This is a genomic window from Burkholderia sp. BCC0322 (assembly GCF_902833045.1).
Lineage (GTDB): Bacteria > Pseudomonadota > Gammaproteobacteria > Burkholderiales > Burkholderiaceae > Burkholderia.
Genome location: NZ_CADFDU010000002.1, coordinates 338219 through 359649 on the forward strand (window position 1 = coordinate 338219; position 21431 = coordinate 359649).

Here is a 21431-nt window from a genome sequence, read left to right on the forward strand (position 1 = left end):
TATGATTAACACCAAGATCGCAATTATCGGTGCCTCGTGCCGATTTCCGGGCGGAGTTTCCGGACTGGAAGAATACTGGCAACTGCTTGAGAGCGAACGCGACGCAGTCACCGAAATCCCCGCCGACCGCTTCGGCACCGATTTCTACCAGCACCCGTCCAAGCGCGAACAGGGAAAGAGCTACACGTTCTCGGCCGGCGTGCTCGACAACGTCGCCGGCTTCGACGCCGCGTTCTTCGGCATTTCCCCGCGCGAAGCGGCCCAGATGGACCCCCAGCAGCGCCTGCTGCTCGAACTCGCATGGGAAGCCTTCGAGGACGCCGGCGTGCGTCCGGCCGACATGCGCGGCAGCAACTGCGGCGTCTTCGTCGGCGCCGCCAGCATGGATTACGGCAACCGCAACATGGACGATCTGAACGTGATCGATCCGTATTCGGCGACCGGCAACACCCTGAGCATCGCGTCGAACCGCGTGTCCTACCTGTTCGACCTGCGCGGCCCGAGCATGTCCGTCGACACGGCCTGCTCGTCGTCGCTCGTCGCGCTCCACCAGGCCGTCAAGGCGCTGCAGTCCGGCGAAGCCGACGTGGCGCTTGCCGGCGGCGTCAACCTGCTGCTGCACCCGTTCGGCTTCGTCAGCTTCTCCAAGGCGTCGATGCTGTCGCCGCGTGGCCGTTGCCGCGCGTTCGACGCGACCGGCGACGGCTATGTCCGCTCCGAAGGCGGCGCGTTCGTGCTGCTCAAGCCGCTCGATCGCGCGCTCGCCGATGGCGACACGATCCATGCGGTGATCGCCGGCTCCGGCGTGAACTCGGTCGGCCATTCGCCGGGCGGCATCAGCGTGCCGGGCGCGGCCGCGCAAGCATCGCTGCTGCGCAGCGTATACGAGCGCGCGGGCATCGACCCGCGGTCGCTCGCTTATCTCGAAGCGCACGGCACGGGCACCGCGGTCGGCGATCCGATCGAGGCGCGCGCGCTGATCGACGTCGTGTCGGGCGAGCGCCCGGCGGATCGTCCGCTGCTCATCGGTTCGGTCAAGACCAACATCGGCCATCTCGAGACGGCATCCGGCATGGCCGGGCTGCTGAAGGCCGTGCTGTGCCTGAAGCATCGCGCGGTACCGCGCTCGCTGCACTTCGTTACGCCCAATCCCGGGATCGATTTCGACGGCGGGCGTCTGCGCGTCGTCGATCGCTACATGCCGCTCGACGCAGGCGACGCGCCGCTGACAGTTGGCGTCAAATCGTTCGGCTTCGGTGGAACGAACGCACACGTCGTGCTGACGGAGGCGCCGGGTGCAAACGAGGCGCCGACGGCCGCGCCCGAACCGACGCACGCGCCACTGTCTCCGCTCGTCCTGACCGCGCGCAGCGCGAACGCGCTCGGCGCGCTCGCGGGCCGCTATCTGGCGATGCTCGACAACGGCGGCGACTGGCAGGCGCTTGCCGCCGCGGCCGCACGTCGCCGCCAATGGCTCGAGCATCGCGCGATCGTCGCGCCGGCCGACGTGGCCGAAGGGCGCGCCGCGCTTGCGGCGCTGGCCCAGCCGGCGTCGGAAGGGCTGCCGGCGTGCGTGGCGACCGGCCAGGCTCCGGGCGACGCGGTGCGCACCGCGCTCGTCTTCTCGGGCAACGGTTGCCAGTGGGTCGGGATGGGCAACGAGCTTTATGCCGAGAACGCCGTCTTCCGCGCGGCGCTCGATGAAGTCGACGCGCTGTGGTGCGCCGACGGCAGCCCGTCGCTCGTCGACGTGATGCGCGGCGGCCCGAGCGCGGAATGGCTGGCCGGTGCGGGCGCCGAATGGCTGGCCGCGACGGAGAACGCGCAGCCGCTGCTGTTCGCGATCCAGGTCGGCATGATCCGCGCGATCGACGCGCGCGGGATGCGTTACGACGCGGCGATCGGCCATAGCGTCGGCGAGATCGCTGCGGCGTGGGTGACCGGCGCGCTGTCGCTCGCCGACGCGGTTCGCGTGATCAAGATCCGCAGCCGCGCGCAGGCGATGACGCGCGGCAGCGGCCGGATGGCGGCCGTCGGCATCGGCGACGCGGCGGCGCGCGAACTGATCGCACGCCACGGGCTGGCGCGACGCGTCGAGATCGCCGGCATCAACAGCCCCGATGCGGTGACGCTCGCGGGCGAACTGCAGGGCCTGCAGGCACTGGAGGCCGCGTTGCGCGGCAGCGGCAAGTTCTTCCAGATGCTGGATCTCGACTACGCGTTCCACAGCAGCCACATGGACCGCATCGAACCGGTCGTGCTGGCCGAACTGGCGAGCCTGCGGCCGCAGCCGGGCAACGGCACGTTCGTGTCGACCGTGACCGGCGGCGCGCTGGCCGGCACCGAACTCGATGCCCGCTACTGGTGGCGCAACATTCGCGAGCCGGTGCGCTTCGGCGACGGCATCGCGCATCTGATCGAGCAGGGTGTCCGGCTGTTCGTCGAGGTCTCGCCGCATTCGATCCTGCGCACCTACGTGAAGCAGGCATTCGCGGCGGCCGGCGCGACCGGCGTGGCGCTGCCGACGCTCAAGCGCGATCACGGCAGCGCGGCAATGCTGCGGCAAGCGATTCTCACGGCGATCGCGCACGGCGCGAGTGTCGATCCCGACCGCTTCGCGCCGGGCGAATCGCGCACTGCATTGCCGTCCTATCCGTGGCAGCGCGAGCGCTTCTGGCTGACGCCGACCGTCGAAGGCTACGGTCTCGTCAATCGCCGTCGCGAGCATCCGCTGCTCGGCTATCGCCTGCACGAGCACGCATTCGCGTGGGAAAACCAGCTCGATCCGGCGAAGCTGCCGATGCTGGCCGATCACGTCGTCGACGGCGGCGTGGCGTTCCCGGGGGCCGGGTACGTGGAAATGGCGCTCGCCGCGGCACGCACCTTCTTCGATACGCCGGATGCGGCGCTCGAAAACGTCGAGATCCGCACGCCGGTGGTATTCCAGCCGCAGCAGGCGAAGCTGTTCCGGCTCGTGATCGAGCCGCGCACGGCAACCTTCACGATCGAGACGCGCGACCGGATGTCCGGCGGCGCATGGACGCTGAACGTGACGGGGCGGATGCTGGAAAGCGGCAACGCGCTCGGCGATGCGAGCGTCGTGCCGTCCGGCGCGCTCGATCGCCTGCTCGCGCTGCCTGCAGCCGACGGCGACACGCTGTACGCAAACACGGCAGCAATCGGCCTCAGCTACGGGCCGGCGTTCCGCTGGGTCCGCACCGTGCGGATCGCCGCGGATGACGGCGTGGCGCTGGCCGACATCGCCGCGCCGGCCGCATGCGGCGACGCGCGGGCGTTGTCCGCGTACCTGCTGCATCCGGCGCTGATGGACAGCGGGTTTCATCCGCTGTTCGCACTGCTTGCGGCGCACGCGCGCGAAGGCGAGCATCCGGCTTACGTGCCGGTGCAGATCGGTCGGGTCGACTATCTGCGCGGCGACACGGTCGAGCGGGTGCTCGTGCGGATCGACCGGCGCAGCCCGCATTCGATCGTCGCGCATTTCGAATTCCTCGATGCGTGCGGTGCGATCGTCGCGCGGCTCGGCGCATGCCGGTTCCGCCGCGTCGATCTCGTCGGCCGTCGGCAGAACCTGCCCGCGCGCTTCGTCTACCGCCTTGAAGAAGTGCCACTGCCGGGTGACGTCGACGCGGCCGGTTTGCCGGCCCCCGATGCGCTGCTCGCGCAGGCCGTCGCGCGGCTCGAAACGACCGGGCACGAAGGCCGCCGGACGCAGCATCTGACCGAAATCCTGCCGCTGATCGATGTGCTGGCGAGCCTCTACGCGCTCCGCGCGTTCGATGCGCTCGGCGCATTCGCCGGCACGTGGCAGCCGGCGGCCGGGCGTGCGGCGTTGGCCACGCGTCTCGCCGACATGCTGGTCGAGGATGGGCTCGCGCATCGCGATGGCGCGTTGCTCGTGCGCGACGACGCGGCGTGCGCGGCGTTGCCGCCGCTCGACGAGCTGTGGCGCGGGCTGCTGGCCGAATCGCCGGGGCACGTGGCCGAGCTGACGCTGCTCGCGCATTGCGGCGCGGCATTGCCGGACGTACTGAACGGCGCGAAAGACGGCGCCCGTCTGCTGTCGCCGACCGGGCACAGCCTGGTTGAACAACTCCTGGCCGCATCGCCGACGTGGCAGCACGTGCACGCGCTGCTGACCGCAAGCGTCGAGCAGGCGGTCGACGGATGGCAGCCGGCACGCCGGTTGCGCGTGCTCGAACTGGGCGCGACGGACGGCGACGTGCTGCAGACGCTCGGCATGCATCTCGCGGCCGCGCGCTGCGATCACACGATCGCAGCGACTGCCGGCCAACTGGCCGGGTTCGACGCGGATGCGGAAGCGGCGGTGCGCACGGTTGCGCTGCAGTCGGGCGAGCGGCTGTCTCTGGCGGTCGACGAGGCCGGCCCTTACGACCTGATCGTCGCGAACCGTGCGTTGAGCGGCCGTCACGATGTGGTCGATGCGTTGAACGCGATGCGGTCATGGCTGGCGCCGGGTGGTTTGCTGCTGCTGGCCGAGTCGCGTCGCGGCCGTTTCTCCGACATCGTATTCGGCGCGCAGGCTGCGTCGACGGAAGCCGACGCGCCGGTGCCGCTGGCGCCGGCGGATCTCGATGCGGCGCTCGCACGCGCGGGCTACGTCGATGTCGTGCGGCACGTCGAGCAATCGCTCGATCTGGACGGCACGCCGACGTTCGTCATCGCGCGCAATCCCGCAAGCGCCGCGGTTGCGCAACGCGGCGACGAATCGAGCGATCTCGATACGCTGGCACGCAGCGAGCAATGGCTCGTGGTGCACGCACCGGATGCCGCCGGCAGTTTCGGCGGGCGGCTGGCCGATGCGCTCGCGCGCGCGGGCTATCCGGCCGATATCGTCGACATCACGCACGCGGCCGATGCGATTGCGTCACTACCGGCCGGGCAGCCGGTGCATGTCGTGTTCTGCGCGTCGGAGACGCCGCTCGCCGAATCGGCGACGGGGGATGGCTTGATGGCCGCGCAGCGTAACGGCGTGATCGCCCTTGCGGCACTGGTTCGCACGCTCGGTGCGCAGCCGAACGCGGCCACGCGGCTGACCGTCGTCACGCGTGGCGGCGCGCCATTCGCCGGGGCCGCGAACGCGCATCCGGAGCAGGCCACGCTGTGGGGCCTCGGTCGCGTGCTGGCGAACGAGCATCCCGAACTCGCGTGCCGTCTGATCGACGTCGATCGAGCGGCGGACCGGATCCCCGACGCGCTGATTCGCGAGCTGACCGGCGCAGCGCTCGAGGAAGAAGTCGTCCTGGGTGCGCACGGGCGGCAGGTGCCGCGCATGCTGACCGCCGCGCAGGCCGCGGCCCGCAACGATGGCGCGATCGCGCGTGCGGCCGTGCTCGCGTTCGATGCGCCGGGCTCGTTGCGCAATCTCGAATGGTTTGCGTTGCCGGAAAGCCCGCTGGGTGACGACGAGGTGGAGATCGAGCCCGTTGCCACCGGCCTCAATTTCCGCGACGTGATGTATGCGATGGGGCTGTTGTCCGATGAGGCGGTCGAGACCGGCTTCGCGGGCGCGACGATCGGCATGGAACTGTCCGGCCGCGTCGTGCGGGTCGGCAAGGCCGTGACGGAATTCGCGCCGGGCGATGCGATGCTCGGCTTCGCGCCGGCTTCGTTCGCGACGCGCGTCAGGACGCGGGCGCAAGCGATCGCACGGAAACCCGAGCGGCTGTCGTTCGAGGAAGCGGCGACCGTGCCGACCACGTTCTTCACCGCGTACTACGCACTCGTCGAACTCGCGCGCCTGCGTCGCGGCGAGCGTGTGCTCGTGCACGGCGGCGCGGGTGGCGTCGGGATCGCCGCGATCCAGCTCGCGCGCCACTTCGGCGCGGAAGTGTTCGCGACGGCCGGCAGCGACGAGAAGCGCGAGTTCGTGCGCCTGCTCGGCGCGGACCACGTGCTCGATTCGCGCAGTCTCGCGTTCGCGGACGAGATTCGCGCGCTGACGGGCGGCCAGGGCGTCGACATCGTGCTGAATTCGCTTGCCGGCGAAGCGATGGTGCGCAGCATCGATACGCTGCGGCCGTTCGGTCGTTTCCTCGAGCTCGGCAAGCGCGACTTCTACGAAAACAGCCATATCGGGCTGCGGCCGTTCCGCAACAACATCAGCTATTTCGGTATCGACGCCGATCAGTTGATGGGGGCGCTGCCCGAGCTGACCGCGCGCCTGTTCGGCGAAGTGATGGCGCTGTTCGCGGCCGGCGTGCTGCATCCGCTCCCGTACCGCGCGTTTCCGGCCGAACGGGCGGAAGATGCGTTCCGCTACATGCAGCAGGCGCGCCAGATCGGCAAGGTGCTCGTGACCTATCCGTCCGGTACGCCGGCCCCGACGCGCGGCGTCACGCGCGCGGGCTCGCTCGCGCTCGATCCGCATGGCACGTACCTGGTGGTCGGCGGCACGGGCGGGCTCGGCTTTGCGAGCGCGCGCTGGATGGTCGAGCGCGGCGCACGCCGGCTGACGCTGGCGAGCCGTTCCGGCGAGCTCGCTGCAGCCGCACGCGACGAAGTCGAACGCTGGCGCAACACGCTCGGCGTCACGGTCGATGTCGTGTCGTGCGATGTGACCGACGCAGCGGCGGTCGATGCGATGATCGACGCGATCGGCCGGCGCGGCAGCCCGCTCAAGGGCGTGCTGCATTCGGCGATGTCGATCGACGACGGCCTCGTGCGCAATCTCGACGATGCGCGCATGGCCGCGGTGCTCGCACCGAAGGTGGCCGGCGCGTGGAACCTGCATCGCGCGACGCGCGCGTTGCCGCTCGACCTGTTCGTGGTCTATTCGTCGGCGACGACCTATCTCGGCAATCCGGGGCAGTCGAACTACGTCGCGGCCAACAGCTTCCTCGAGGCGCTCGTCGAACATCGCCGCGCGGCGGGCTTGCCGGGCACGTTCATGGCCTGGGGGCCGCTCGAGGACGTCGGCTTCCTCGCGCGCCACGCGGATACGCGCGAGGCGTTGCAGTCGCGGATTGGCGGTGCATCGATCACGTCCGACGAGGCGATGGTCGCGCTCGAGCGCGCGCTGGTGGCGGGCGCGGCGGGCGAAGCGGTGGTCCGGCTCGACTGGCATGCCGTGGCGCGCGGGATGCCCGCCGCGAAGGCACGCCGGTATTCGCTGCTGCAATCGCATGCGAAGGGCGGCGATGCGCGCGACGGCGGCACGCAGCTGTGGGACGACGTGCTGGCGTTGCCGCGCGACGAAGCGATCGCGCTGGTTGCCCGGACGCTGCAGGCGCAGATCGCGCGAATCCTGCACATGACGCCGGATCGCATCGCGCTCGACAAGTCGGTGCTCGACATGGGCATGGATTCGCTGATGGGGATGGAACTCGGCCTCGCGGTCGAGGAAGCATTCGAGGTCAAGCTGTCGGTGATGGCGATTGCCGAGGGCGCGTCGGTGACGACGCTGGCCGGCCGTATCGTCGATTCGATCGGCGCGTCGACCGATGCGGACGCCGGTTCCGCGACGGATGCGGCGCAGGACGCCGTCGCGGCGCTCGCTGCGAAGCATGCGATCGACGGCGAAGCGCGCGCGATGCTCGATACGCGGCAGGCGCCCGTGGCGGGCCAGGCGCCGTCGACGCTGGAAGTCGCGCGATGAGCGCGCCGTCCGGCTGGGCATCGCGTCAGGGCACGCTGGCACGTCCGTTGGCGATCGACGGTCACGGGCTGCACACGGGGCGCCGGGTGGGCGTGCGGATCCTGCCCGCGCGTCCTGAAGAGGGCGTGACGGGCATTGCGTTCCGTCGCGTCGCGCAGGGGCGCACCCTCGCGACGCTGCCGGTCGATCCCGCGCTGCGCCGCGCGCAGCCCCTGTGCACGATGCTGCGCAATGCCGACGGCGTCGGCGTTCGCACGATCGAGCATCTGCTCGCGTCGCTGCTCGCGTGCGAGATCGATTACGCGGTCGTCGAGCTCGACGCCGAGGAAGTGCCGATTCTCGATGGCAGCGCCGCGCCTTGGGTGGATGCCATCCGCGCGTGCGGCCGTGTCGCGCTCGATGCGCCGAAACGCTTCATCCGCGTGCTGCGGCCCGTCGTCGTCACGGACGGCGAGGGTGGCCAGCGGCGCGAAATGCGGATCGAACCGGCGTCGCGTTACGAGCTGAGCGTGCGCAACGACCTGCGCGGTTTCGGCGACATGCACTGGGACGGCGCGCTGACGCCGGCCGCATTTGCGGCCGAGATCGCGCCGTCGCGCTCGTACGGGCGCGTGAAGTGGGCGGTGCCGGCGATCATCGCCGGCTATCTGCGCGGGGTGCCCATCCTGCGCGGCGCGCGGCCGTCGTGCACCGCGTCGATCGTCGGCAATCGCGTGCTGGGCGGGATGCGGCTGCCGGAGGAGTTCGTCCGGCACCGCGTACTCGACCTGATCGGCGATCTCGCGCTGGCCGGCGCGCCGCTGCTGGCGCGCGTGAGCGCGTTGCGGCCGAGCCACGAGATGAATTTCAGGCTGGTCGATGCGTTGCTGACCACGCCCGATGCGTGGCAGTGGGCCGAGTTTTCCGAGGCCTGAAACCACGCTTTTTCATGACGCGCGGCGTAACATAGCGCCTTTTCGAGATACAGCGAAGGAAGCAATGGCACTGGGAGAACACCTTCGCCAGCAACTGGCGGCGAAAGCGCTGAAACGGCAACTGGAGCGCGCGACCGATGCTGCCGCGGCACCGGGCGTGCCCGGCACGCCGGCCGCGCAGGCCGCCTCGGCGAGGAGCCGCTTCGAATCGATGCCGCAGTATCAGCAGGTGCGGATCATGCGCGAAATGGGCGAGAAGCTGCGCGTCGACTCGCCATTCTTTCGCGTGCATGACGGCATCGCCGGTGCGACGACGCAGATCGGCGGCCGCGAATACCTGAACTTCGCGAACTACAACTACCTTGGCCTTGCCGGCGATCCGGCCGTGTCTGCGCGCGCGAAAGCCGCGATCGACCGCTATGGCACGTCGGCCTCCGCGAGCCGGATGGTCGCGGGCGAGCGCCCGGTGCAGCGCGACCTCGAGCGCGCGCTGGCCGCGTTCTACGAGACCGACGACTGTGTCGCGTTCGTGAGCGGCCATGCGACCAACGTGACCGTGATCGGCGCGCTGTTCGGCCCCGGCGATCTGGTCGTCCACGATTCGCTCGCGCACAACAGCATCGTGCAGGGCGCGCAGCTGAGCGGCGCGAAGCGGCTGAGCTTCGCGCACAACGACTGGCAGGCGCTCGACGAACTGCTCGCGCGCGTGCGCCGCGAATACCGGCACGTGCTGATCGCGATCGAAGGGCTGTACAGCATGGACGGCGATTTCCCCGACCTGCAGCGCTTCGTCGACGTGAAGACGCGCCACGGCGCATTCCTGCTGGTCGACGAGGCGCATTCGCTGGGCGTGCTCGGCGCGACCGGCAAGGGCATCCGCGAGCACTGCGGCGTCGCGCCCGACCAGGTCGACATGTGGATGGGCACGATGAGCAAGACGCTGGCGGGCTGCGGCGGCTTCATCGCCGGCTGCCAGCCGCTGGTCGACATGCTGCGCCATCTGGCGCCGGGCTTCCTGTACAGCGTCGGGCTCGCGCCGACGCTCGCCGAAGCGTCGCTGGCCGCGCTCGAGCGCCTGCAGGCCGAGCCGGAGCGCGTCGCCCGGCTGCAGGCGCGCGGGCGGCAGTTCCTGACCGAGGCGCGCGCGGCCGGGCTGAACACGGGCACGAGCGCCGGGTTCGCGGTCGTGCCGGTGATCACGGGCAGCTCGCTGAAGGCCGCGCAATGGGCCAATGCGATGTTCGACGAAGGGATCAACGTGCAGCCGATCTTCTATCCGGCCGTCGAGGAAAAGGCCGCGCGCCTGCGCTTCTTCATCTGCTCGACGCACGAACCGGAGCAGATCAGCCGGACGGTCGCCGTGTTGTCGCGTCTCGCGGGGCGCAGCGCATGACGCTGGCCGGCGCGTTCGCGCAAGCGGTGCCGCGCGCCGGTGAGCGCGTGCGGTTTCGTGCGGCCGATGCGGGCGACGCGGCGGCGTGCGCGCCGCTCATGTTTGCGTCCGGCGTGGCCGAATTCGGGTTCTTTCTCGGCGAAAGCGACACGCGCTGCATCGCCTTCCTGCAGCAGGCGTTCCGGTCGCGTCACGGGCGCTTCTCGTGGCGCCGGCATCGTGTCGCGGTCGCCGACGACGGCACTGTGCTCGCCGTGATGGCGATTCACGACGGACAGCAGACGATGTTCGACGACGTGCATGTCGTGTGGGCGCTGGCGCGCTTCTTCGGCGTGCGGCGCACGATCGGCCAGTTGTTGCGCGGGCTGATCCTCGAAACGGAAATTCCGGCGCCGAAACGTTCGCAGATCCTCGTCGCGCATTGCGCAACCGACGAGCGGCAGCGCGGCACGGGCATCTTCAGCGCACTGTTTCGCGACGCGCTGGACACCGGTGCGTTGCCCGCCGACGGCAGTCGCGACGTCGTGCTCGACGTGCTGACCCGCAACGTGCGGGCTCGCGCGCTGTACGAACGGCTCGGGTTCACCGCGCTGCCGCGGCCACGCGCCCGTTCGCGCCGGCTGCCCGCCGAACTCGATTCGATCCGGATGCGGTTGTCTCGCCGCGCCTGACGGCGCGAATGACGGCCCGTTGCGCTACTTGTGCCGCGGCCCGAACGGCCGCTGCTGCACATCGTCGCCCTGCGCGATGATCGCCGTGCTCTCGGGCACTTCCTCCCACGCACCCCGCAGGTCGACGAGCGGCTCGGACACGATCATGAACGCGTCGTCGCCGACTTCGGCGATGCGCGGGTTGTGCGGATACAGTTCGTGCAGGTGCTTGAACGACGTGCTGTGGAACAGCGAACGCGATTGCCGTTCGCTCGAATATCGCACCGCGATGATCCGTTCGCCGTCGGTCGCGCAGATCGTCATGTTGAGCGGGTCGGCCACGCGATGCCGCGCGGCGGTTTCCTCGACCACGCCGACCATCCGCTCGAGCGCGGGCAGCGGCGTCTGCTCGAGGCCGTAGGTCAGCGCGAGGCGGAACATCAGTTCGGAGTCGGTCGAGCCTTCGAGCGTCGGGAACAGCGCGGGATCGACCGTCATCGTCAGGTCGCGGCGCAGCTTGTGGAAGTCGCGGATCAGTCCATTGTGCGCAAACAGCCAGCGGCCGTGGCGGAACGGGTGGCAGTTGGTTTCCTGCACGGGGGTGTCGGTGGCCGAGCGGATGTGCGCGATGAACATCGGCGAGCGGATCGCGCGCGCGGCTTCGCGCAGGTTGCGGTCGTTCCACGCGGGATGCACGGAGCGGTAGCGGAACGGGAGTTCGTCGGGGCGACCGTACCAGCCGATGCCGAAGCCGTCGCCGTTGGTGGTCGTCGCCCCCAGCTCCGAATGCAGGCTCTGGTCGATCAGCGAATGCTTCGCGCGGAACAGTACGGTTTCGAGATGAATCGGATTACCCGTATAGGCGAGCCAGCGGCACATGGAGCGCTCCTTCACGATGGATCGTTCGCGCATGGTAGCCGACTTCGCGGCGCGTCCGCGCTTGTGGGCGGCCCCGCTGGTCATTCGGGCAGGCACGCTGGCCAATCGTCATACGTCGCTTGTCTGCCCGGCTGCGCGATGCGCAACCGGGCGGCCATGCAGCCGGGCGCCGCCATACGCCATACGATGGCAGCGCCGCGGCCGCTGGGCTCAGTCGCCGAGCGCGTCCATCACACGCGCCGAATAGACGAGCGCCGCACCCGCGTTCAGCGCAATCGCGACGCCGAGCGCTTCCGCCACTTCCTCCTTGGTCGCACCATGCTTGGCCGCTTCCGCGGTGTGCACGGCGATACAGCCGTCGCAGCGGGTCGTGACGGCGACCGCGAGCGCGATCAGTTCGCGCGTCTTCGCGTCGAGATGGCCCGTTTTGGCACCGGCGCCTGACAGCGCCTTGTAGCCGGCCAGCGTATCGGGCGACAGCTTCGCGATCTCGCCGATACGCGTCGAGAGTTCCTTCCGGTATTCGTTCCAGTTCAGCATGATGCGTCCTTTCGAGAAGAGGTGGGGAGGGCGGCGGGCGCCGCGATCTCGGGCGATGCAGGACTATTCTGATCGTTCGCGCTGAGGGTTTCGATACGCTAGAGTGTCAATTTTTAGCGCGATCGTCTCATGGATGCGTTGAGTCAACTGCTGTCGCTGGGCCGCAGCCATGTCGAGCTCGACGTGCGCTGCCTGCTCGACGGGCCGTTCGCGATGCCGCACGACCCGCTGCCGTCCGGCGAGGCGGCGTTTCACCTGGTGCTGGCCGGGACCTGCCGGCTGCGTACCGCGGACGGGCGCACGCTGCAACTCGCCGACGGCGATTTCGTGCTGCTGCCCGCAGGCGGCGCGCACGACCTGCTCGACGCAGGGGCCGGCCGGTCGCGGCCGGGTGCGGCGCTGCGCGAACAGGGCGCCGCCGTCGGCGCGGTGCTGCCGGTCAAGTCGAATCTCGATCCGGCCGAGCCGGACGGCGCGAGCGTGGACCTGCTGTGCGGCCGGTTCGTCTATGCGCGCGGCGCGGGCGAACTGCTGATGCGCACGCTGCCGCAGGTGCTGCATGTCGGGTTGCGCGAGGCATCGGGGTTCGCGTCGCTGCAACTGCTGACGAGCGTGCTGCGCACCGAGGCGTCGAACGGGCAGCCGGGTGCCGGCGCGATCGTGAACGCGCTCGGCCAGGCGCTGCTCGCTTACGCACTGCGCGCATACGGCCGGGGCGCGCGCGTGCCGTCCGGCTGGCTCGCGCTTGCGGCCGACGCGCGGCTCGGCCCGTCGGTCCAGGCCGTGCTGCAGGCGCCGGAGAAACCGTGGACGGTCGAGTCGCTCGGCGACGCATCCGCGATGTCGCGAGCGACCTACGCGCGGCATTTCCGCGAGCGGGCCGGGATGAGCGTCGGCGCGTTCGTCGCGCAGATCCGGATGATGCATGCATGCGCACTGCTGCAGGACACGCAGCGCGGGCAGGCGGAGATCGGGCAGGCTGTCGGTTACCAGTCCGAGGCCGCCTTCGGCAAGGCGTTTCGCGCGGTGCTCGGCACGACGCCGGGGCGCTGGCGGCGGGCCCAGCGCGAATTGTAAGACTGCAAGCTCGGCCGTCTTGCCGCGTGCCAAAGCTGGTACCATGCGCGAAACGCAGTTCAACGAAAACGATTTCGAACAAGAAGAAAGAGAGGGCAAAGCAATGAACCAGACCACCATCCAGCAGCCGTCGTTCGCGTTCGTGGCCGCGTCGTGGGCCGCGCTGCTCGCCGGTTTCGCGGCATTCCTGATCGGTCTCTGGAACGCGGGCATGCAGCTCAACGAGAAGGGCTACTACTTCACCGTGCTGGTGTTCGGTCTCTATGCGGCAATTTCGCTGCAGAAAAGCGTCCGCGACCGTGCGGAAGGCATTCTCGTCACCGGCATCTACTACGGCCTCAGCTGGATCGCGCTGCTGCTGTCGATCGCGCTGCTGGTCGTCGGCCTCTTCAACGCGACGCTGCAGTTGAGCGAGAAGGGCTTCTACGCGATGTCGTTCGTGCTCGCGCTGTTCGGTTCGGTGGCCGTGCAGAAGAACACGCGTGACCTGCAGAACGCGAAGCCGCGCTATACCGACGCCGAATCGGCGCCGTCCGTCCAGGAGTGACGGCCCGCGAAGCGGGCGCCTTCCACTTCCAGGCTGCCCGTTTTGCGACGACGGCCGCGGGCGACCCGCATGCGCCGATGGGCCGCGGGCTCCCCGCCCATTCGTTTCATCCATGCCGGTGCGCATGAGGATGGAGATATTCAGGATGCCAGACTTCACAGAAACCACGCGGCACACCCGTGCGGCTGCCCGCGCCGTGGCGGCGCAGACTGCGCTCGTGCTGGAGACGAACAACCTGCGCGGCGGCGCGGGGCTCGCGCAGGCCGTCGACAGCCTGAAGCGCCTCGTATCGGCGCTGTCGAAGCAGACCGTACCGCCCGCGGCACTCGCCCAATGGATCATCACGCACGACGGCCTGCCGGCCGATGCGTGCGCGGAAATCACCGCGCTGGCCGGCCGCCCGATCGACTTCGTCGAGATCGGCGCAAGCACCGGCTACTACGATGCGAAGAACGACGGGTTCGACCGCGTCGACGCGGCCCGCTGCGACATCGTCGTGTTCGGCGATGCCGATTGCCGGCCGGCCGACGACTGGCTCGAGCACCTGCTCGCCCCGTTCGCGCGTGAAGCCGGCGACGCGCCCGTCGCGGTGGCGGGGCGTACCAGCTATGCGCCGAACGTGCTCGGCATCGCGCTGACGTCGATCGATTTCATGTATTTCCCGAGCCCGCTGCGCGACGGCGCGACGCGCAACTTCTACGCGAACAACGTCGCGTTCCGGCGCGAGGTGTTCGCGCGATTTCGCTACGAGCCGCTCGACGGCGTCTATCGCGCGCATTGCCAGGTGATGGGGCTGCGGATGCAGGCGGCCGGCGTGGCCGTCGAGTTTGCGCCGGCCGCCCACACCGAGCATCGGTTACCGGACACGTACCGCGAATCGCTGAAGCTGCGCTGGATGCGCGGCGAGGATAGCGTCGGTCTGACACCGTATCTCGTGAACGCGTACCTGCCGCGCGGCTGGCAGTGGCTCGGCCGCAGCGGCCCGCTCGGCCCGTTCTGCGTGATGGCCATGCGGCTCGGCTACAGCCTGCGCGCGCTGAATCGCCAGCAGCTGCCGCAGCTCGGCGCCGCCCGCTATCTCGCGGCTGTCGGCGTCACGATCGCGGCGTCCGCCGTCGATACGCTCGGTGCGCTCGCGCGCGGTTTCGGTCTTGCGGGACGCGCATCGGCCCGGCGCGATCTCGAAGCGTTGTCCTATCATCGTCATTGAAACGGCGCCGCACATCGCGGCGCAGTCACGACACTCCGACACCCTGCATCCATCCCGACAACGACCATGTCTTCTCTCGCCGCCCGTGTTGCCTGCCTCGCCCTGTTTGCCGCCAGCGCCGGCGCCCATGCCGCGCCGGTCGATCATGCGGGGCGCGGAATCTACCACTTTGCGTCGCAAAGCGGCTGCCCGTTCGCGAACGCAGCCGCGACGGACTGCAATCGCGTCGCGCTCGATGCGCCGGGCGTTCACGCGAGCATCGATACCGATACGCACGCGATCGTCTTCTCGAGCGATGCGGCACGCCGCACGAAGGACGTGCTCGGCGACGTGCTGCTGCAGGGCACGGGCGTCGACGGCGACGGCCGGCGCGTGCCGTTGAGCGTGCACGTGCTGCTGCGTCGCGACGGCGCGAAATGGGACCGCGACGTGTACGTCCATGCGCCCGTGCACGGCACGTTCACCGATATCCGGATCGATCCGTATCGCGTGCGCGTGAAGGAGGGCGACGGCGAGCGCGACGTGCTCACGCCGGACGAAACGCTGGCGCTGTTCGCGCATCCGTCGCTTGCATCGCGGCTCGCGCGGCATCTCGTGAAGGTGAGTGCGACCGATCCGAAGCAGCCGTCCGCGGACGACATCACGATCGCGCTTGGCGTGGGCGGCCTGACGAAGTCGGTCGCGCGTGCGAGCTTTACGTCGAGCGCGCCGCACGATGCCGACGTCGATCGCGCGCTCGCATCCGGCACGTGGGCGATTCGTTTCGATGCGCTGAGCAACCACATTCCGGTGTGGGTCGCGCAGCGTGAGTTGTTCCTGTTCGGCCTCGACGGCAGCGCGCTCGCGAAGGACATGCGTGCGCGCGGCTTTAGGAAGAACGACCGGATCGAATTCGGCGCGCGTGACGGCCACGGCTATCTGCGCGTCAACGGCCGCGAGGAAGCCTTTGCGGATGCGACCGCATCCGCGCACGCGTTCATGCAGGAAAGCTTCATCGGCCTGATCCTCGGATGGCGTCGCGATCCGGCCGCCGCTGCGGCGCCCGCGACGAAATCCGCGTCCATTCGGGGCGTGCCGGCATGACCGCGGCTGGCGAGCTGCCGGCGTCGCCGCAGGCGGCGCACGATGCACGCTTCGACTGTCTCGATGCCCCCGTGCCGCGCGGTGCGGCGCGGGTGCGCGCGTACCTCGTCGATCGCATCAAGCGGGCGGCGATCCGGCAGCTTCATCGCAGCACGCATGGCGAACGTTGGGTGCTGCGCATGTACCTGATCGGCGAGGAAGCGACCGAGTGCGCGTTGCACGAGGACTGGACCGGACAGCCGCCTGGCTGGCTTGCGCCGCGGATCGAGCAGCATCTCGCGGACGAGCGTCGCCACGCGGCCGCGTTCGCCGATGCGCTGCGCGAGCGTGGCGTCGCGCCGTCGGCTGCACCGCATGAGCCCGACTGGCTGAGCCGGCGCAAGATCATGCGATGGCGCCGGCTCGCGCAGCGCCATGCGCCCCGTTTCTCGCAAGGCGTGCTCGTGCCGGCCTATGCGACGGGTCTGTGCGCGGAACAGATGGCGATGCGCGTGCTCGCTCGCCATTGCGAGACGATCGGTGCCGCGCATCCGCTGTATCCGTTGCTCTCGCGTGTGCTCGCCGACGAGACGCGGCATGTCAGGCTTTGTTCGGATACGCTGCGCCGTCTCGTTGCGCCGTCCGAGGCCGCGCATCTCGCCGCGTTGTTGAACGAGATCCGCGCGATCGAAGCCGGTTTCGGCGTGACGGGTGCGCTGGCGATGGTGGCGGCCGGCTGGCTCCAGTCGCTTCGTCCGCGCGCATGATGCCGCGGATCGTCTATCTCGCGACGGCCGACGCACGCGGCCACCTGATGCGCGCGCAGCTGCTCGTGCACGCGCTGCGTGCGGCCGGCGCGCACGTCGACGTGCTGACGACGTCCGACGCGGGGCAGGCGTTCCTGGCTGCGTTCGACATCGACGCGGCCGTGCTGTCCCGTCACTACGCGGTGCAGTTCGACGAACGGCAGAACATGCTGCGCGACGCGACCGATCGCAATGTCGCGCACTACGTGTTCAGGCCGACGCGCATGCTGCGCGACATCGTGCGGCTGCGAGCGATCGTCCGCGATGCCGATCTCGTGATCAACGACTCGTTTCATCCGGCGCTGCTGTTCATGGGCGCGATGCCGGGCTGGCGGCGCCGCATCGTCCATGTCTATGGCGCAAGCCTGCGCCGTGCGTTGACCGCGAATTTCGATGCGCGGCTGCCGCGCGCACTGGCGTGTGCTTTTGCACGAATCGTCGACTGGCAGATCGATTCGGCGCGGTGCTGCATCGAGCACGATTTCGCATACGATGCCGCCGATGAAGTCCGGCGATCGTGCACGCATTACCGGCTGCCGACGCCGGTGCCGATCGTCGCCGGGCGGCCGGCGTCGGACCCGGCTGCAGCGGCGATTTATCTGAACCCGCACTTTCGCGATGTCGCGCTCGCCGATGCGTTGTCGGCCGGCATGCGCGACGCAGGAATCGCCACCCACCGTGTGGGCGAGGGCTATGCCGGGCACGACGGCTGGACCGGCGTCGACGCCGACTGGGTGACGCATGCCGCTCATGCACCGCTGATCGTGTCGGCGCCCGGCATGGCTGCGCTGTCGATCGCACGCGTGTATCAGCGCCCGATCCTGCTCGTGCAGTCCGATCAGCCCGAGCAGGCGAGCAACGCCGAGCGCGCCGCGCGGCTGCAACTCGTGCATCGGGTCGTCACGTGGCGCGGCGACGCGGCTGCGTTCCGGCGGGAAGTCGGGCAGGCTGCAGCCGAACTGATGCGCCATCCCGGCACGCAGGCAGGGACGGTCGCCGGCCGCGAGCATGCGCGTGCTCGCGTGGACGCATGGACATCGCGCCTCCTGGCGCTGCATCCGCGTGCACAAGTGACCGATGAGGAGACGCGATGCGAGGCGCCGGCGCCACGATGAATTCGCTGTCGTTTCGTGACGATCGCCGGCCCGATATCCGGCAGATGCTGGCCGCGACGTTCGGCATGGCAGCCGGCCTCGCGATCTTCTTTTTGCTGGAGCGCAGCGTCACGCCGCGCTATGTGTTCGCCACGGCGATCGATGCGCGGATTCCGTTCATCGCGTGGTCGTGGTTCGTCTATGTCGGCTTCTTTCCGTTCGTGATTGCGCTTGCCGCCTATGCGCGGCCGCCCGCGTTCGCCGCGTTCAAGGAGGCCGTGCTGATCGCGTTCGTGCTCGGTGTCGCGTGCTTCCTGATGTTTCCGGAAGCCGTGCCGCGGCCCGACGTCGCGGAGATCGGCAACGCGTTCGTGCGCCACCGTCTCGCGCGCATGTGGCAGCTCGATCTCGCGGCCAACGGCTTTCCGAGCCTGCATGTCGCGGTGACGTGCCTTGCCTGCCGGATGCTGGCGGACCGCCGGCGGCTCGTGACAGTGGCGGTCGGCCTGCTGATCTGCACGTCGACGCTGACGCTCAAGCAGCATACGCTGGCCGATGTGCTGGGCGGCGTGGCGCTCGCGATGGCCAGTGCGCTGTGGGTCGAGCGGCGTGCGCTGCGCAGGAGATTCGCATGACGGATGACCACGTTCACCACGCCGGGCCGAATGTCGAGCTTGCGCGATTCGTGCCCGATCCCGCGTTGTTTCGCGTGAGCGCGTTGCGAGTCGGCGCGGCGCTGGCGGGCGACTGGCTGATGATTGCCGCTGTGTTCGCGGCTGCGATCGCGTTTGCGCATCCGCTCGCGTACGCGTTGACCGTGGTCGTGATCGCGCGCAGCCAGCTTGCGCTCGCGGTCATGATGCACGAAGGCGCGCACGGGTTGCTGGCGCGGAGCCGGCGTATCAACGACGCGCTGGGCCAACTGGTCGCGGCCGGCCCGCTGTGGCTGTCGCTGCGTACGTATCGTGCAGGCCATCTGAAGCACCACCGCGCACCGATGGAGCAGGACGATCCCGTCGCGCTGCTGTTCGGCGTGCATGACTATCCGGTAACGCGCGGGCGGCTGATCGGCCGCCTGCTCGCGTACGCGTGCGGGATCGGCTACGTGACGAGTGTCGTGAAGCTCGCCCGCGGCGCGTTTGCACATGCGTTGCCGAAGGTCGGGAAATCGCGCGCGTATGCCGCGTGGGAAGTCGTATCGATGCTGGGCGGCAACGGTGTGCTGCTCGGCGCCCTCGCATGGGCCGGGCATCCGTTGCTGTACGTGACGTTGTGGATCCTGCCGTCCGTCACGCTGTTGCCGCTCGCCGGGCAGGTGCGCGCGATCTTCGAGCATGCAGGGCTGCCGGCCGGTGCCGACCAGAGCCGCAACGCGCGCACGATCGCCCGGCGTTCATGGCAGACGTTCCTGTTCGGCCCGCACGCGATTCATTTTCATATCGAACATCACCTGTTCATGCGGATGCCGTTCCATAACCTGCGGGTCGTGCATCGGCAGCTCGCCGAACAACAGTTGCTGCCGGACGGCAATCTGTACGCGGGATATGGTGCGGTGCTGCGCGACGTCAGTGTGCGCTGACGCGTGGACGGTGCATTGCCGGCTCCGTCCGATGTGGGAGCCATGACCGGATCGTTATCGGGAAACAGGGCGGCCGACGAGACCGGGAGGTTCAATTGCGTGGCGCTGGCCATCGGCGTGATCCTGGCGGTGTGGAGCGCGGCATCGATCGACGAACGGTTCGCTTTCATCGAGGCGTCCGTTGCCGTGCAGGGAACGGTCGTCCGGTTGACTCACGGCGAGCATCACCCACTGATCGAGTGCGTGACGAAAGCTGGCGAGCGCGTATCGTTTACGGGGCGCTTCGTGACGATGGAGGTCGGTGACACGGTGCCGGTTCGCGATGAACCGGCCAGGCCGCTAGCCAGCGCAAGCGTCGACACGTTCACGAACCGATGGCTCGAATCGATCATCTCGATCGCGTTTCTTTACGTCGGCTTGAAGGGAGTGACGCTTCTGCCGAAGCCAGGGGGAGGGCGCGACTGGGTGCGTGGCGGGCATCGTCGCGATGCCGCGCATCGACGCACAAGCGCCAGATGCAAAAAAGCCTCCGCGTGGGAGGCTTTAATTTGCACTATCAAAGATAGTTGGTAGGGTGGGAGGGACTCGAACCCTCGACTCTCTGATTAAAAGTCAGATACTCTAACCAACTGAGTTACCACCCCACGTTCTTGAAACCTGTTGGTTCGTTGCTTCAAAAACTTTGCAAGCGACCCAAAGAGCAAAAGATTATAGCGACGGGTTATCGGGCTGTCAACAACCCGCCGCGATAATTATTTGATCGTCTCGAGCTTGCCCTGCGCGGTCTGCGCAGCGTTCGACCCGGCATACTGCGAAACGACCTGCTCGAACGTTTTCTTCGCGGCCGCCTTCTGGCCTTGCTCGAGCTGGTTCGTGCCGATCGCCACGAGGGCGTCGGCCGCGCGCGGGTGCTGCGGGAACTTGCTGACGATCCCTTGCCACGTTGCGGTCGAGCCGCGGTAGTCGCGCAGCGCGTATTGCGCATTGCCGTACCAGTACTGCGCGGTCGGCTGGTACGGGCTCTGCGGATACTTCGCGATGAACGCGCGGAACGAAGCGGCCGCCGCCTTGAAGTTGCCGTTGCGGAACTGCTGCTGCGCCGCATTGAGCGCATCCGTTTCACCCGGCTGCACGGTGCCTTCGACACCATCGATCGTCGCCTGCTGCGGCTCGAACTTCTTGAGCCGCGTGTCGAGATCCTGGTAGTACTCCTTCTGCTGCCGCTCGAGCGTCGTCAGCCGGTTCGTCAGATCCTCGTTCTCGCCGCGCAGCGTCGCGACCTGCTGGTTCAGCTGGTCGAGACGGCCGGACTGATCGAGGATCGTCCGCTGCGCGGCCGACAACTGGTTCGCCAGGTTGTCGGTTTTGCTGCGCAGATCGAGCACGGCGCGGCGCGCTTCGTTGTCGTCGAACACGCCGGCGTGCGCCGGCGCGGCCGACCACGCCGCGCCGGCGACGCAGAATGCTGCGGCAACGCGCAGCAGGGATACACGGTGCGTCATACGGCGATTCTTCCGTTACTTACTGTTGGTAGACGAGGTCGGCGCGACGGTTCTGCGCCCACGATGCTTCGTCGTGACCCGTTGCCTGCGGCTTTTCCTTGCCGAGGCTCACGGCTTCCATTTGCGAATCGTTCACGCCGAGCAGTGCCATCGCACGACGGACGGCTTCCGCGCGCTTCTGGCCCAGCGCGAGGTTGTACTCGCTCGTGCCGCGTTCGTCGGTGTTGCCCTGGATCAGCACGTGGCGTTGCGGGTGGCTCTTCAGGTACTGAGCGTGCTGCTGCATCAGCGGCTGGTACTCGTCCTTCACCGAATAGCTGTCGAAGTCGAAGTAGATGCTGCGCTTCGCGAGCGGGCTGTTCGGGTCGTTCAGCGGATCGACGTTCACTTGCGCGACGTTGTCGGCGCTCGGTTGCGTGCTGACTGCACCCGCGTTGTTTGCCTTGTCGTCGAGCTTCACGCCCGACTTGCACGCTGCGAGCGCGCTGATCATCATCACGGCCAGGGCCAGACGAGCTTTATTCGACATCATGATTACTCTC

The 21431-nt window shown here is 68.7% G+C and carries 17 protein-coding genes and 1 tRNA gene; 13 read left to right on the plus strand and 5 right to left on the minus strand.

The annotated features are described in order from the left end of the window. The first annotated feature begins 1 nt into the window (after position 1). The 4 genes from HWX39_RS07575 (at position 2) to HWX39_RS07590 (ending at position 10614) form a co-directional block, all read left to right on the plus strand. A complete protein-coding gene (locus tag HWX39_RS07575; protein WP_175966666.1) occupies positions 2-7636 on the plus strand; it encodes a type I polyketide synthase in 7635 nt (2544 codons plus the stop codon). Then, positions 7633-8550 carry a UDP-3-O-acyl N-acetylglycosamine deacetylase gene (locus tag HWX39_RS07580; protein ID WP_175966669.1) on the plus strand — a complete coding sequence of 306 codons (918 nt, stop codon included), beginning with the start codon at positions 7633-7635 and terminating at the stop codon, positions 8548-8550. Before HWX39_RS07575 ends, HWX39_RS07580 begins: the two co-directional genes overlap by 4 nt. Positions 8551-8614: 64 nt before the next feature. Further along, the gene (locus tag HWX39_RS07585) at positions 8615-9943 is read left to right on the plus strand and encodes an aminotransferase class I/II-fold pyridoxal phosphate-dependent enzyme (RefSeq protein WP_175966671.1); all 1329 of its coding nucleotides are present in this window, start codon (positions 8615-8617) and stop codon (positions 9941-9943) included. Continuing rightward, on the plus strand, positions 9940-10614 hold the full coding sequence (locus HWX39_RS07590; protein WP_175966673.1) for a GNAT family N-acetyltransferase: 675 nt from the start codon (positions 9940-9942) through the stop codon (positions 10612-10614). Before HWX39_RS07585 ends, HWX39_RS07590 begins: the two co-directional genes overlap by 4 nt. 24 nt (positions 10615-10638) lie before the next feature. On the opposite strand, the gene HWX39_RS07595 is transcribed toward HWX39_RS07590, so the two are convergent. Together HWX39_RS07595 and HWX39_RS07600 are read right to left on the minus strand one after the other, a co-directional pair. Beyond that, the gene (locus HWX39_RS07595; protein ID WP_175967635.1) at positions 10639-11472 is read right to left on the minus strand and encodes a class II glutamine amidotransferase; all 834 of its coding nucleotides are present in this window, start codon (positions 11470-11472) and stop codon (positions 10639-10641) included. Between the two features lie 210 nt (positions 11473-11682). Continuing rightward, on the minus strand, positions 11683-12012 hold the full coding sequence (locus tag HWX39_RS07600; RefSeq protein WP_043189451.1) for a carboxymuconolactone decarboxylase family protein: 330 nt from the start codon (positions 12010-12012) through the stop codon (positions 11683-11685). Positions 12013-12141: 129 nt separating this feature from the next. Here HWX39_RS07600 and HWX39_RS07605 point away from each other — a divergent pair, with 129 nt between their 5' ends. The 9 genes from HWX39_RS07605 (at position 12142) to HWX39_RS07645 (ending at position 19960) form a co-directional block, all read left to right on the plus strand. After that, positions 12142-13089 (plus strand): AraC family transcriptional regulator, encoded by a 948-nt coding sequence (locus HWX39_RS07605; protein WP_175966675.1) that lies wholly within the window; start codon positions 12142-12144, stop codon positions 13087-13089. Positions 13090-13192: 103 nt separating this feature from the next. After that, the gene (gene yiaA / locus HWX39_RS07610; RefSeq protein WP_175966677.1) at positions 13193-13636 is read left to right on the plus strand and encodes an inner membrane protein YiaA; all 444 of its coding nucleotides are present in this window, start codon (positions 13193-13195) and stop codon (positions 13634-13636) included. A 145-nt stretch (positions 13637-13781) separates the two neighbouring features. Next, on the plus strand, positions 13782-14846 hold the full coding sequence (locus HWX39_RS07615) for a glycosyltransferase family 2 protein (protein ID WP_175966679.1): 1065 nt from the start codon (positions 13782-13784) through the stop codon (positions 14844-14846). A gap of 66 nt (positions 14847-14912) precedes the next feature. Continuing rightward, on the plus strand, positions 14913-15929 hold the full coding sequence (locus HWX39_RS07620; RefSeq protein ID WP_175966681.1) for a hypothetical protein: 1017 nt from the start codon (positions 14913-14915) through the stop codon (positions 15927-15929). Next, positions 15926-16675: a hypothetical protein gene (locus HWX39_RS07625; RefSeq protein ID WP_175966683.1), complete on the plus strand. Its 750-nt coding sequence runs from the start codon at positions 15926-15928 to the stop codon at positions 16673-16675. Before HWX39_RS07620 ends, HWX39_RS07625 begins: the two co-directional genes overlap by 4 nt. Next, complete coding sequence (locus HWX39_RS07630) at positions 16672-17829, plus strand: hypothetical protein (RefSeq protein ID WP_175966685.1); 1158 nt, start codon at positions 16672-16674, stop codon at positions 17827-17829. The genes HWX39_RS07625 and HWX39_RS07630 overlap by 4 nt, the downstream gene beginning before the upstream one ends. Next, complete coding sequence (locus HWX39_RS07635) at positions 17805-18443, plus strand: phosphatase PAP2 family protein (RefSeq protein WP_244134946.1); 639 nt, start codon at positions 17805-17807, stop codon at positions 18441-18443. Before HWX39_RS07630 ends, HWX39_RS07635 begins: the two co-directional genes overlap by 25 nt. Next, positions 18440-19387 carry a fatty acid desaturase family protein gene (locus tag HWX39_RS07640; protein ID WP_175966687.1) on the plus strand — a complete coding sequence of 316 codons (948 nt, stop codon included), beginning with the start codon at positions 18440-18442 and terminating at the stop codon, positions 19385-19387. Before HWX39_RS07635 ends, HWX39_RS07640 begins: the two co-directional genes overlap by 4 nt. Before the next feature lie 42 nt (positions 19388-19429). Next, positions 19430-19960: a DUF3592 domain-containing protein gene (locus HWX39_RS07645; RefSeq protein WP_175966690.1), complete on the plus strand. Its 531-nt coding sequence runs from the start codon at positions 19430-19432 to the stop codon at positions 19958-19960. Here the strand turns inward: HWX39_RS07645 and HWX39_RS07650 are convergent. The 3 genes from HWX39_RS07650 to pal form a co-directional block, all read right to left on the minus strand. Next, positions 19955-20031: transfer RNA gene (locus HWX39_RS07650), tRNA-Lys, on the minus strand. The two genes, HWX39_RS07645 and HWX39_RS07650, sit on opposite strands and share 6 nt — an antisense overlap. Before the next feature lie 108 nt (positions 20032-20139). After that, a complete protein-coding gene (gene ybgF, locus HWX39_RS07655) occupies positions 20140-20889 on the minus strand; it encodes a tol-pal system protein YbgF (protein WP_175966692.1) in 750 nt (249 codons plus the stop codon). Positions 20890-20908: 19 nt separating this feature from the next. Further along, positions 20909-21421, minus strand: coding sequence for a peptidoglycan-associated lipoprotein Pal (gene pal / locus HWX39_RS07660; protein ID WP_006484980.1), 513 nt, complete (start codon positions 21419-21421; stop codon positions 20909-20911). Positions 21422-21431 lie beyond the last annotated feature (10 nt).